This is a genomic window from Streptomyces sp. NBC_00986, assembly GCF_045162565.1.
GTDB lineage: Bacteria > Actinomycetota > Actinomycetes > Streptomycetales > Streptomycetaceae > Streptomyces.
The window spans coordinates 11,589,835-11,602,547 of record NZ_CP108733.1 but is presented as its reverse complement, the minus strand read 5'-3'; the positions used below and the strand labels follow the sequence as shown (position 1 = coordinate 11,602,547).

Below are 12,713 nucleotides of genomic sequence, written 5' to 3'. Positions count from 1 at the left end.
CACCCTGCAATCGTCGAGTTCGTTGCCATGCCTTCCGATGGCGAGAAATCCACGCCGCTGTGCACGCTAGCCGCGCCCGTGCTTTCCCATCGTTTCCTCCAGCAGCCCTCTAGCGGACTTCCAAGCACCGCTCCGCAGAGGAAATGAATCGGATTATCCGAATGACCGCAGAGCTCGCTCCCGGTGCTCCCGACGTCTTCTCAGCAGTCCTTCGCGACCGCAGACCTGAGCCCCAGAGCCAGTGCGGAGGCGCTGTCGGCGGCGCTCCCGAAACCGGTCATGACCACGGTCACCGGGACGTCGGCCCCCGCCGCGGTGTCCGCCGCGATCGCGTAGGCCGCCCGTGAAGCGGGCCCGCATCCGCACAGGATCAGCCGCCGGCCTCCCGAACCCAGCGCCTGGCCCAGCTCGGCCGGCAGCGCCCCGCGCCCGCCGTCGAGGCGCAGGACCACGATGCACTCGGGGCCCTCGTGCGCACGCACGAAGAGGTCGTAGCTGCCCGGCGTGACCCCCGGGACCGTGACGAGGCAGACGATGTCCGCGCCCGGCTCTCCGGACCGCAGTGTCGTGAGTGCGAGTCCCCGCCACGCCCTGCGGGGTGCCACGCCCGGCACGTCGGAGGTCCCCAGCAGCTCCAGCACCTGCCCCACAGTGACCTGCGGGTCCCGCAGATCGGGCAGGGTGCGCAGCAGATGCACACACTGGCCGTGGAGCGTGGAGGCGTCCGCGTCCGCCATGCTCGCGCGGTCGTAGACGGTGGTCAGGACCAGGCCGCCCTCCGGGTCGGGGCGGGCGAGGACGGTGACGGGCAGGACCGTGTCGCCGTCCGGACCGCGGGGCGGGTCAGGACGGACCTGCTGGACCCGCGGCTCCCTGCGCAGCCGCGCGGGCAGTTCGGGAAGGCCGTCGAAGCGGACGGCGATGTCGAACAGTTCCGCGTCCTCCTCCTGTCCGGTCCAGGCCCGTATCCGGTCGGCCGAGACCCAGGGATACGCCGTGATGTCGAGCAGCCTGTCCCGCGCCTCCCGCACCAGGTCCGCGAGGGACCCGGCCGGGTCCACGGTCACGTTCAGCGGCAGCGGGCCGCCCAGCAGCCCGGGGATGCCGGCGGCCCCCGGCAGGGTGATGTCACAACCGGACACATGCACCCCCAGGCACACCGCAAGAGGTCCCCCGCCGCCCGAAGCCCGGTACAGCAGCAGCGCCCACACCACGTGCAGGGCGCTGCTCTCGCCCGCTCCCAGGGCCGCCGACCAGGCCCTGAGCCGGGCCGTCTGAGACATCCGCAGGCGGGTCTGGCACCGGCCGCGGCCGGTGTTCCACCCCAGGAGCGCACGCGGCCGCCCGGGGCTGATCGCGGCGCGGCCGGGCGGCAGCGCCTGTGTCCAGAACGCGCGTGCGGCGGTGGTGTCCTGTGCGGCCAGCCACGCGGCATGGTCCCGGATGTCGGGGCGCCGCTCGCTGCCGGGCAGTACACCGCCCAGCGTGTAGGCCCGGTAGAACTCCCGCAGCAGGATGCGCACCCCGCGCTCGTCGAGCAGCGCCCGGTGGTAGGTCAGCAGCACTCGGGTGGGCACCCCGCCCTGCCCGTCGCCGCCCGCCTCCATGTCGAGCAGTGTCAGACGCAGCTGCCCGGGCCGGTACGGCTCGAAGCCCCGCCGCCGGTCGCGTTCGAGGAGTTCCTCCCAGGCGAGGGTGCCGCCGGCATGCCGTACGACGTCGACGTCGGCCCGTGCGTGCACCACGAGCCGGGGTGTCGTGACCCAGTCGAAGGCGGCTCGCAGCACGGCCTCCCGGTCGAACACGGATTGCCAGGCGCTGATGAACTGCGCCACGTCCAGCGCGCCGGACCAGGTCCAGAAGAGCTGCCCGATGTGACGGTCGTCGCCCTCCTCGCCGGCGAGGGCGGAGAGGAGGAGCTCTCGCTGATGCCCGGTCACGGGCATCGTTTCGGTGTCGCCCTGACAGGGCGCCAGCAGATCGGCGAGGAGTTCCGCGGGCAGCGCCAGGGGGCCGCGCCGCACGGCGGACGGCGTCAGCCGCAGGGTGTGGTGGCCGCTGTCGTGGCTGTCCAGCACGACGGAGAAGTCACGGTGGCGTCGGGCGAGCCGGGCGCCGACCGTCTCGGCGTCCAGCGATCCCGCGGGCCCGGAAAGTTCGAGTACCAGTGAGGTGCCGGGCTGCTGCGTCCCGCCCGGTTCGTTGACGACCGCGAGGGTGACGCCCCGCGACGAGTGATGGATGCTCATCGGCTGTCTCGGGCGCTGTGGTCCCTGGTCCCCCGTCTCGACACGGCGACCGGCCCCCTTCCCCCTATCGGATCGTTTCTGCACACGGCTCGGAAGGCCGGCCCGGCCCACCGGGACCGGACTGAGCCACCGGATCCTGCCCGGACGCATCAGGACACCGGGCGCTGCACCGCTCCGGTGGGCCTGTGCCGGCCGGCTGTCGGGCGGGTGGGGCGGGCGGCGGCCGCCGGCCGCCCCTCCCGCCGGCTTCGGACCGGATCCTAACGTCGTCGCAGGTCGGGAGCCTGTTTCCTCGAGCGGCCGTGAAGCGTTCCACGACGCGGTCTCGACCGTACGGGGACATGCACGCGGCCGTGCACGGCCGCTGTCGGCGAAGGCGGGGGACATCCGCGGGCCCTCGCCGGGCCGTGTTCAGCCGACCGGGGCCAGCCGGCGGCCGCCGGAGGGAGCGGGCACGGCGGTGCCGTTGACGGCCGAACCGCCCGGCCGTGCCGCCAGGATGGAGCGCTGCAGCTTGGCCAGTGCGGCCGAGGGTTCCAGGCCCAGGCTGCGCACCAGCGTGGAGCGAAGCCGCTGATAGGCCTCCAGAGCCTCTCCCCGGCGCCCCGACCGGTACAGAGCCACCATGTACTGACCGCACAGGCTCTCGTGCATGGGGTACTTGCTGACGAGCACGGTCAGTTCGGCCAGCAGTTCGCGGTGCCTGCCCAGCCGCAGGTCGGCCTCGATGCGCTGGTCCAGCACGCACAGCCGGGTCTCCTCGAGCCGCTTGATCTGTGTCCGCAGATGCGGGCCCGCCTGGACGTCGGCGAGGGCGGGTCCGGTCCACAGCGCGAGCGCCTCGCACAGGCAGCGGGCGGCCTCGCGGAAGTCCTCGGCGTCCATCGCCCGGTAGCCCATGCCCGCGAGCCGCTCGAACTCGCGGACGTCGCTGGTGCCTTCACCGCCCTTGAGCAGGTAGCCGCCGGGGACGGTCAGCAGCACGTCCTTGGCGCAGCGGCCCTCGTTCGTCGCGCCGCCGTGCTCCAGCGCGACGGTGATCAGCTCGCGCAGCTGCAGGATGTAGGTCTGCAGCGTGGGACGCGCGCTGCGCGGAGGCTCGGCGCCCCACAGTTCCTCGGTCATCATGGTCACGGGCACCACCTGGTCCGTGTGCAGGACCAGGAGCGCGAGCACCTGCCGCGGTTTGGGAGCGCTCGGTGCGATCGAGATTCCTTTTTCCCTCACCCCGAGTGTGCCGAGTATGTCGGTGTCCACGCTTTCCCCCTGTCGGTCTGCCGCTGATGTCACCGTGAAGCGGTTACGTAGCATCCCGAGTAAAAAACAGCGTGTGCGGTATGTCAATGCCATACCGGACACCGCGTTTGTTCTCGTGCCCCCCTCCAGAACAACTCAAGTGAACTGTACATTTAGGGCACTCGGCATCAAAGTGGGTAACAGAATGATCCCCTTGTCATTTCTTTCCTGTTCCTTGAACTGAAATCATCAGACCGCACGGTCTGTCTTTCGATCCGGGTCCGGTCCGGCCGGCCGGACCGGGGAGCCGGACGGGGAAGCGGCGAGCCCGGGCAGCACGAGGACCCAGAACTGCTCCACGAGCTCCGGAGAGAGCCTCAGCCGTCCGGACGAGCCGAGCATCCCGAACCCGACCGTCGTGGCGACGACGGCCGCGGCCGCCCCCTCCGGCGAGACACCGTCGGCCAGTTCGCCCGCCTCGCGGGCCTCGCGCAGCAGCGCGTGCACCCAGTCGCTCCACCAGTGACCGGGCCCCTCCCCCTTCTTGCGCGAGGGGTCGCCCCCCAGCCGGAAGCCCGCCCGCAGCACGATGTCGGCACCGATGGCGGCCGCCAGGTCGAGCGTCGCGCCCACCAGGAGCTGCAGCGGCGTGTCCGCCGAGGCCCGGCGCCGCTCGACGAGCCGTTCCACGGACCTCGTGGCCACAGCCTCCACCTCCCTGGCCAAGGAGTCCTTGCTCGCGAAGTGGAAGTGCAGGGCTCCCGTACTCACGCCGGCGAGCCCGCTGATCGCGGGAAGCGAGGCGAGGGTGTAGCCGTCGGCGGCGAACACCTCGGCCGCCGCCCGGAGCAAGGCCTCGCGTGTACGTACCGCCCGCACCTGCCTGGCCATCACACTCTCCATAATAAACCGCATAAGCGGTATCTTTGGATCACGGACCGGCCCCCGCACGAGGGCGTGCCGCTTGATCATCCCGAACGAGGTCGGCCCAGCTGGGACATCTCCCCTGCCGCGGGGCCCGCCGCCACCTTCCCCGCCGGAGCCCCGGAGCAGTCGATCACTCCACGGTCATCGTAAACCGTCCGGGCGGTCTGTAAAGACTCGGCGGTCACATTGAGCAAGCACCAGCACGACTTCGGCGCATTTCCGACGCGGACGCGCCCCGCCGGGAGCTCGGGCGCCGGCATGGCCCGCGTGCGGTCAGGACGGCGGACCCCGCCCGGCTCCTGGTCGCACCGGCCCAGCGGGGTTCGCGCGGGTCCGCTGCCCCCGTCCGCCGCCATGATCGGTGGCGAACCTGGAAGCGGGCTCGGATTCCGCCGGAACCTGCAACGGTTCACGGAACCGGAGACCCTGGGCCTGCTGCGCGTCGGGGCTCTCAGCCCTGCCCCGTCAGACACAGGGCTCCCCTGCTTCCCCTGCTTCCCCTGCTTCCCCTGCTTCCCCTGCTTCCCCTGCTTCCCCTGCTTCCCCTGCTTCCCCTGCTTCCCCTGCTTCCCCTGCTTCCCCTGCTTCCCCTGCTTCCCCTGCTTCCCCTGCTTCCTCCGCTTCCTCCGCTTCCTCCGTCCGGACAGCGGGGCGGCTGCCTTCGGGGCGGCCTGCGCGGCCCGTCCGGGGCCGCAGAACCGTTTGTTGAGGACAGCGGGCACCGCGGCGCCCGGGCAGCCCCTGCGCCGGCCGGACAGGATCATCTCCCCGGCAGACACCAGTCCGGCCGCTTCGCGGCCCCGGCCGCCGAGCCGCGCGGCTCGGCGGCCGGGGCGCCCCCGTCAACCAGGTCCGGCACACCGCGCAGGGGTGGGCCCGTTCTGTCCCGGGAGCGGCCTCGAGCCGGCAGCACTCGCCGAGGAAACGCCCGGTGCGCTCCCCGGTCTGCGCGTACGCCGCCGTCGCGATCCGTACGCGCTCGGGGCGCTGGGGTCCTTCTCGCCGCCCGGACAGCAACGGGCACGAGCACCCAGGACCAGCCGGCCGAGGACTGCGGGCTTCGCCGAAAACGGCCCCCCGGCTCAGCCCCGGTGCACACGATCGCCCTGCGGCCGTGCAGTCCGGCCAGGCCGGCCGGATGCTCCTCGTAAGGGCGGGCCCCCAGGAAACCGGGCGGAGCGGTGCAGTCCCCCGGGGATCTTCACCGGCACGTCGGGCAGCACCGGCTTGCCGTTCCTGCCGGAGCCGGACCGGTGCCCGGCGTACGGACGCGCAGGGTCGTGCCGCCGTCGGGCCCGGCGACGCCGCGCAGGGCGGCCGACACACCGGTGTGCGGAAGCCGCCGGCCGGTCCCGTCAGGCCGACGGCGTCGCAGATGCCGGTCCCGGGCAGCAGCCGGCCGCCTCCGGACGGTCCCCGTGCGTGAGTGTCCGGTGCCGGCGGCCACGCGGTCTGGCGGCCCGCGGGCGATCCCGACGCCGGAGCCGCCGCGGCGGCCCGGAGCGACCAGGAATCCCGTGAACAGCTTCCCCTCGGCCGCTGCCCGTCGCGAACCGGCCTTGAGCAAACCTGCAGCAACGCTGGAGCCCGATGCTGTGCCGTCGAGTGGTGCAGCCGGGCGTGCGGCGTGCGCACACTGCCGCACACGTCGCCCTGGCGAACGGGCAGTTCCCGGTGCGGCCTGATGCGGCTGTTGGAGCCACCGCGTACGAGCGACGGAGCTGAGACGGCCAGGCCCTGCGGGGCGACGGAGTTCCTGCTGCCCACACAGCCCCTCCTCCAGAAAGGCGGAACTACTGGTGACGACCGCCGCGTACCAGGGTGAGCCCGGATCCAACTCGGCGACCGCCGCGCTCGCCCTCTACCCCGAGGTCGGCGAACTGCCCTGCACCAGCTTCGAACAGGCCCTGGACGCCGTCACCCTCGGCGACGCCGACATCGCCGTGATCCCGGTGGACAACTCCGCGGCCGGACGCGTGGCCGACGTACACCACCTGCTGCCCGAGTCGGGGCTGTTCATCGTCGCCGAGTACTTCCTCCCCATCTCCTTCGACCTGATGGGCGTGCCCGGCGCCACTCTCGACCAGGTGCAGTGCGTCCGCAGTCATGTGCATGCGCTGGGGCAGTTCCGCAAGGTGCTGCGGGAGGGCGGCTGGCGCACCCTCGTCTGCGACGACACGGCCGGCGCCGCACGCGAGGTGGCCGAACTGGGCGACCCGCGACACGCGGCGCTCGCCCCGCCCGCCGCGGCCGGGCTCTACGGTCTTCAGGTGCTGCGCGCCGGGGTCGAGGACGACCCGGACAACACCACCCGGTTCGTCGTCCTGTCCCGGGACGCCGTCCTGGTCCCGCACAGCAAGGAGCCGACGATGACGAGTCTGTTCTTCAGCGTCCGCAACATCCCCAGCGCCCTGTACAAGGCGCTCGGCGGCTTCGCCAGCAGCGGCGTGAACCTCACCAAGATCGAGAGCTACCAGATGGGGGCCGGGTTCAATCCCTGCCGTTTCTACGTCGAGATCGAGGGGCACCCCAACGAGGAAAGCGTCGCCCTCGCCCTGCACGAACTGCGCTTCTTCTCCACCGAAGTACGCATCCTGGGTGTCTACCACGCGCATCCCCGCCGGCAGAAGAACTGACCGGCCCCACCTCCCGTCAGGTGAGCCGCTCCGCCAGCCGCCGCTTCCGCCCCGTGCTGATCTCCCGTAAGAAGAAACGGCGGCACGGAAGGCCGCGGGAGAAGACGGCGTGCCGGAGCGCACCCGGGAGTTCGGCGGGTGCGGTGCCCGAAGCGAAGCAGCAAGGGCCGAAAAGCAGTTGCCGCCGGCCCGCCTGCACCGCCTCACCCCTGCCCCCGCACGCCCCGGCGGCCGCGCCGACGACGAGCCCCCGGTGACCGGGAACGGTCCCGCGGGGCCACGAGGAGTCCGGACACCCCGCGCAGCAGCGCGCACAGCAAGTCCGTGTCCTGCGGGGGCAGCGGTTCTGGGCCAGCGCGTTCACAGGGCGGCCACGGACAGCAGAGCGACCTGATGCGCTGCCGTCACCCGGCAGGTGCTGTCTCCGCCGCGCCGCCGCGCGGGGAACGGGGGCCCTGGCCCCGGTCCTGCCGGGTTCGGTGGTGCTGGGGTCGACGGCTCCTCCGGGCGCGCCCGCCCGGCACGCGCCGGCGGGGCCGCTGTCACGGCCGTGGGGCAGGAGGAAGAAGGCCCGGCGGGCGAACAGGCCGCTGTCGGGGCCGCGTTCGACGTCAGGGGACAGGGGACGGACAGGCCGGTGCAGCCGGCGAGGCGGCCACCGCGGGAGCAGCAGGGCCCGCCGCGGCGCCGGCCGGCCTCGCCGAGGACCCGGCGGACACGGTCGAGGCCCGCTCCACCTCCCGCGCCACCACTCCGGCTCCGGCTCCGGCTCCGGCTCCGGCTCCGGCTCCGGCGGTGAGCCGGCTGTCCCGCGGCATCGAGCTCATGCCTGCCGGCGGACGGAACGGGCCCACCGCCGGCCGGTGTGCCGCCCTCGGCCCGGACGGCACGTGACGCGGCGCGGGCCCGGTGCCGGGCGGCCGGGGCCTGCCCGCGGCTTCCCCGGCCCCGGGCCCGCGCAGGGCGCTGCGGCCGCACTCAGGCGCACTCCCGTCCCCGGCGGGGCGGGACCTGGCCCCGCGGTCCGGCCGCCGCTCCGGGCAGCACACGGAACGGACGGCCGCCGCCCGGCCGCCGTCACCCGGCGCAAGCGCCCCCGCTGCCCGGCCCGCCCGGCCGGGCCGCCGTGTCCGGGCCGCCCGCCGGGCCGCCCGCCGGGCCGCCGGCCGTGTCTCCTGCGGCTGCGGCGGCGGCCGGGTGGACGACCACCAGCTGGGGCGAGGCGGCCAGCAGCGGCAGCAGGAAGGTCCAGAAACGGGCGGTCCGCTCCAGCGACACCCACTCCAGGTCCCAGCCGCCCAGCGTCTCGAAACCGACCGTCGCCGCGACGATCGCCGCGGCCGCGTCCTCGCAGGAGACGCCGCGGGCCAGTTCACCCTCCTCCGCGGCCTGGGCGACGAGGTCCTGCACCCATGCGCACCACCACTCCACCAGCCCTCCCGCGCGCGCCCCCGCCCGGCGGGAGGGGTCCTGGCTCAGCTTGAAACCGGCCCGCACGACGGGATCGCTGCCCACCGCGGCCAGCAGCCGGCAGGTCGCGTTCACCAGGGACTGCAGCAGGGTGTCCGCGGTACTGCGGCAGCCCGCCGCCATCTTCCCCACCGAATCGGCCGCCGCCCCCTCCACCTCCCGCGCCAGCGCCTCCTTGCTGGCGAAGTGGAAATGCAGGGCACCGGTGCTCACCCCGGCCCGCCTGCTGACCGCGGGCAGACTGGCCAGCGCATAGCCGTTGTCGGCGAAGACCTCGGCCGCGGCGACGATGAGGGCCTCACGTGTACGGGCCGCTCGCGCCTGCTTGACCATTGCACCCTCCTTGCTACCCATCCGGCTGTACCACCCAAGCAAACCGCACGTCTGGTTGGTTTACAAGAGCGCAGGGCGGCGCTCTGTTTGAGGGCTTCAACTATACAGGCAGCAAATCCGCTGCTCGCAGGAAGACAGTCCGGCCCGTACGCCTTTTCCGGCACCTCCGGCGATCCGCACGGAACGGGTTGCCCGGTCCGTTATCGGGCCGGAGGATGCTGCCGGAGCACGGCGAAACCGCAGAGGCCCAGGAGAAAGGGAGAAAACACGCCAGAAACCGCGATGACCACGACGGCATGACCGTCGTGGGAAACCTTCCATAAGGTTTGGTTCGCGGACACAAAGGCGGCCGCCGGCCGCGCCGGCTCAGCCGGCCGCCGGCCGGGCCGTCAGCCGCTCGACTTCCTCGATGACGCGGAGACCCCGGTCCGGCGCGATGTCCAGGTTGACCAGGGCGGCCGGGGTGGCGATCGCCGGGAGGATGTAGCGGTAGAGCAGGGAGGCCCGCTCGGGCAGGTCGCTCCAGTTGGTGTAGGCCTCCGACAGGAACTGGATGCCCAGCCAGGCGCCGAGGAAGAACTCCGCCGTCTCGTGCGGGTCGATGTGCGCCAGCACCTCCCCCAGTTTCTTGCCCTCGGCGAGCTTGCCCGCCACCAGCTCGGTCCACGCGGGCCAGGCACTGCCGAACAGCTCCCGCCCCTGCAGGTCCGCGGAGAGCCTGATGCCCGCCATCAGGACCACGTCCTTGGGGATCCGGTGGGCCAGCGTCATGCAGATGTCCACCCACTCCTGGAGCTTCAGCTCACGCGCCACCCAGTAGTCGCCGGTGATCTGCGCGTCGATGACACCGCGCGCCAGCGCCTCCTTGGAACCGAAGTGGAAGTAGAGCGCCCCCTTGGTCACATCGGCCCGCTCCAGGATCTCGGCGATCGTCGCCGCCGCGTACCCCCGCTCGGCGAACACCGCCGCAGCCGCCTCGACAACAGCGCGCCGGGTCCGTACCGCACGTTCCTGCCGCGCCATGGGACCCTCCAGAAGGCGAAAAACAAAACCGAACGTGAGGTACCTTACCCCACCTTCAGGCTCCCACCCGGGCCAGGACACACCAATCCCGGCCCCCGCACCCCCGCCCCGCACCCGCCCCGCACCCGCCCGGGCAGGAGCCGGTGCGCATCCGCACCGCCCGCCACCCGCACACCCACCGGCCCGCCCGCACAGCGATCCTCCGCGCCCGTCCACCGGCCCGCAGGCGCACCGGACGCCATACCGGCCGCACAACCCCCACCGGCCAGGCCGCCGGCCCCACACCCTCCCCGCCCGCCCCCGCCCGCCCCCGCGTCCCGTCCGACTCCGCGTCCCGTCCCCGGCACCGTCCACCGGAACCGGCACCGGCACCGGCACCGGCACCGGCACCGGCACCGGCGGTACGGCGCCCCCGCCGGCCCGTCCGCACACCGGCGCCGCGTTCCTGCCCGAGGTCTCCGCCCGCCACCGGGCACCGGCAGGCCACAGCTGCCACAGCCGCCACAGCCGCCACAGCCGCCACAGCCGCCACAGCCGCCACAGCTGCCGGGGCTGCCGGGGCTGCCGGCCCACGGTGACCGGGAGCGGGAGCGGCGGATGCCGCCGTCCGCCGCAGCCGGGACGCCTGCCCGGGGGGCGGATGCCGGGAGCCGCTGCCGGGAGCCGCTGCCGGGGTCTGCTGCCGGGGATCGGCCGTCTCACCAGGCGGTCCGCCCCCCGTCCACGGACAGGGTGGTCCCTGTGACGAAACCGGCCAGGTCGCTGCACAGCCACGCCGCCGCCTGCGCCACCTCCCGCGGGTCCGCGGCCCGCTGCTGCGGCGCACTGCGCAGCGCGCGCCCGCCGGTGTGCGGGTCCCGGAGCCGCTCCCGGACCATCTCCGAACGGGTCAGCCCCGGCGCGAGAGCGTTGACCCGGATGCCCTCGCCCGCGTACTCGACCGCGGCCGCCTTGGTCAGCCCGATCACCGCATGCTTGGAGGCGATGTAGGGGGCACCCGCCGAGGAGGCGACCAGACCGCCGACACTGCTGGTGTTCACGATCGCGCCGCCCCCGCACCCGAGCATCGCCGCGATCTCACTGCGCATGCAGTTCCACACCCCGCGCACATTGGTGTCCATCACCACGTCGTAGGCGTCGTCCTCCAGCAGATGCAGAGGCGACCGCTCCAGCCCCGCACCCGCATTGTTGAACGCCGCGTCCAGCCGGCCGTAGCGCTCCACCGCGTACTCCACCAGCCCCCGCACCTCCTCCCCCCGCCGCACATCCGCCACCCGGTAACACGCCTCGAACCCACCACCGCGCAACTCCTCCACCAGAGCACGCAGCCGCTCCTCGCGCCGCGCCGCCAGCACCACCACCGCACCCTGCTCGGCGAACACCCGCGCCGCACCCGCACCGATCCCACTGCTCGCACCCGTGATCAGCACCGCCTTCCCCGCCAACAGCCCCACACCACCCCCGAACACACCCCCGGCAGCACCCCCCTTCCCCGACACACCCGCACCCCCGCCCGCACCCGTGCCTGCCCGCATGCCCGCACCCCCGCCCATACCCGCACCCCCGCCCATGCCCGCGCTCCCGCTCCCGCTCCCGCCCATGCCCGCGTCCCCGCCCGCGCCCGTGCCGGCGTTCACCGGGCACCCGCGCCCACCGGCGGCCGCCCGCCGGCCCCCCACACCGTGTCCCGCGCGACCTCACCGTCCACCGTCCGCACCAGCGCCTCGTCTATCTCCCCCAGACACCCCACCAGGTGCCGCACCCCGTTCTCCCGCATCGCCTCCCGCTGGAACCCGTACCGGAACGCACTGGGATGCCCCACGAACGGCACCCGCAACTCCCGCGCATGCTCCGCGAACCTCGCCGCGTCATCGATGAACAGCACCTGCTCGAGCCCCAGCCCGAAACAGCCCCCCGCGATCTCCCGGATCCCCGGCCGCACCGCATCCGTGCACACATAACCCGGCCCGCTGAACCACGACCGCCACTCCCCCAGATACCGCTCGAAATGACTCTCCTCCAGCCCTCCGTAGCACACCACCTCCAACCCCAGCCCCCGCAACCGCCCCACCAGGTCCACCGCCCCCTCGTTCAGACACACCGGATGCTCCCGCAGATACTCCCCCCGCAACGCGAAATACGCCCGGATCGTCTCCTCCACACCCCCCTCCGCCTCCCCCTCCACCACCGGCCCCGCACCAGCCCCCAGCACCACATCCACCCCACCAAACCCGCCACCCACCCCAGCCCCAACAGCCCCCGCCACCCCCGCCACCCCCGGACCCGCAGGTCCCGCGCCCGCCCGGCCCCCCGCAGCCCCCCCAGGACCGGCGACTCCCGACACGCCGGCCGGCCCGGCGAACCCGTCAGCTCCTACAGCCCCCGCGGCACCGGCAGCACCGCCGCCCCAGGCATTCCCGCGCCCCGGCCCGTAACCCGCAGGGACACCGGCAGCCCCGGCAGCACCGCCCGCCCAGCCGCCCCCGGCCCCCCGCGAAGCCCCGCCGCCCCGGACAGCACCGGCCGTCCCGGCAGCCCCCGCACCCCCGGAATCCCCCCCGGCCACAGCAGCCGGGAAGCCGTCCCCGGCCGCCCGTGAAACGGCGCCGGCCCCGGCCGTACGGACGGCACGCGCGGCGCCGGTGGCCTCCGCGAGAACCCGCGCCGCGACATGACGCGGCTGGGACAACACCGCCCGCTCCAGCTCACGCGTGTACGCCACACCCCGCGACGTGACGAACCGGTGGATCACCGGACTGAACGTGTCGTTGAGGAGGACACCGTCGATATTGACGGCGGCCAGCCGGAGCGACTCCAAAGAAGCAGGCATCACGCTCTC

Annotated in this window: 9 protein-coding genes and 1 pseudogene; 1 reads left to right on the top strand and 9 read right to left on the bottom strand. The window is 73.5% G+C overall.

The genetic code is table 11. The features are described from left to right. Positions 1-200: 200 nt before the first annotated feature. The 3 genes from OG504_RS52295 to OG504_RS52285 form a co-directional block, all read right to left on the bottom strand. On the bottom strand, positions 201-2,249 hold the full coding sequence (locus OG504_RS52295; RefSeq protein WP_405987836.1) for a condensation domain-containing protein: 2,049 nt from the start codon (positions 2,247-2,249) through the stop codon (positions 201-203). A 411-nt stretch (positions 2,250-2,660) separates the two neighbouring features. Next, positions 2,661-3,506, bottom strand: coding sequence for a BTAD domain-containing putative transcriptional regulator (locus tag OG504_RS52290; RefSeq protein WP_405987837.1), 846 nt, complete (start codon positions 3,504-3,506; stop codon positions 2,661-2,663). 228 nt (positions 3,507-3,734) lie between these two features. After that, the gene (locus OG504_RS52285) at positions 3,735-4,376 is read right to left on the bottom strand and encodes a ScbR family autoregulator-binding transcription factor (RefSeq protein ID WP_405987838.1); all 642 of its coding nucleotides are present in this window, start codon (positions 4,374-4,376) and stop codon (positions 3,735-3,737) included. 1,835 nt (positions 4,377-6,211) lie between these two features. Here OG504_RS52285 and OG504_RS52280 point away from each other — a divergent pair. Further along, the gene (locus tag OG504_RS52280; RefSeq protein ID WP_405987839.1) at positions 6,212-7,048 is read left to right on the top strand and encodes a prephenate dehydratase; all 837 of its coding nucleotides are present in this window, start codon (positions 6,212-6,214) and stop codon (positions 7,046-7,048) included. Positions 7,049-7,064: 16 nt separating this feature from the next. Here the strand turns inward: OG504_RS52280 and OG504_RS52275 are convergent, their stop codons facing one another. From OG504_RS52275 to OG504_RS52250, 6 genes and pseudogenes are all read right to left on the bottom strand, one after another. Continuing rightward, positions 7,065-7,670 carry a DUF6009 family protein gene (locus tag OG504_RS52275; protein WP_405996636.1) on the bottom strand — a complete coding sequence of 202 codons (606 nt, stop codon included), beginning with the start codon at positions 7,668-7,670 and terminating at the stop codon, positions 7,065-7,067. Positions 7,671-8,125: 455 nt separating this feature from the next. Continuing rightward, positions 8,126-8,851 (bottom strand): ScbR family autoregulator-binding transcription factor, encoded by a 726-nt coding sequence (locus OG504_RS52270; protein WP_405987840.1) that lies wholly within the window; start codon positions 8,849-8,851, stop codon positions 8,126-8,128. 366 nt (positions 8,852-9,217) lie between these two features. Continuing rightward, entirely contained in the window at positions 9,218-9,874 is a 657-nt protein-coding gene (locus OG504_RS52265; protein WP_405987841.1) for a ScbR family autoregulator-binding transcription factor, read from the bottom strand. 698 nt (positions 9,875-10,572) lie between these two features. Continuing rightward, positions 10,573-11,511, bottom strand: coding sequence for an SDR family NAD(P)-dependent oxidoreductase (locus OG504_RS52260; protein WP_405987842.1), 939 nt, complete (start codon positions 11,509-11,511; stop codon positions 10,573-10,575). Next, on the bottom strand, positions 11,508-12,035 hold the full coding sequence (locus OG504_RS52255) for an HAD family phosphatase (RefSeq protein WP_405996637.1): 528 nt from the start codon (positions 12,033-12,035) through the stop codon (positions 11,508-11,510). Before OG504_RS52255 ends, OG504_RS52260 begins: the two co-directional genes overlap by 4 nt. Positions 12,036-12,509: 474 nt before the next feature. Beyond that, positions 12,510-12,704, bottom strand: a pseudogene (locus OG504_RS52250) (HAD family phosphatase); the annotation flags it as partial. Positions 12,705-12,713: the final 9 nt, after the last annotated feature.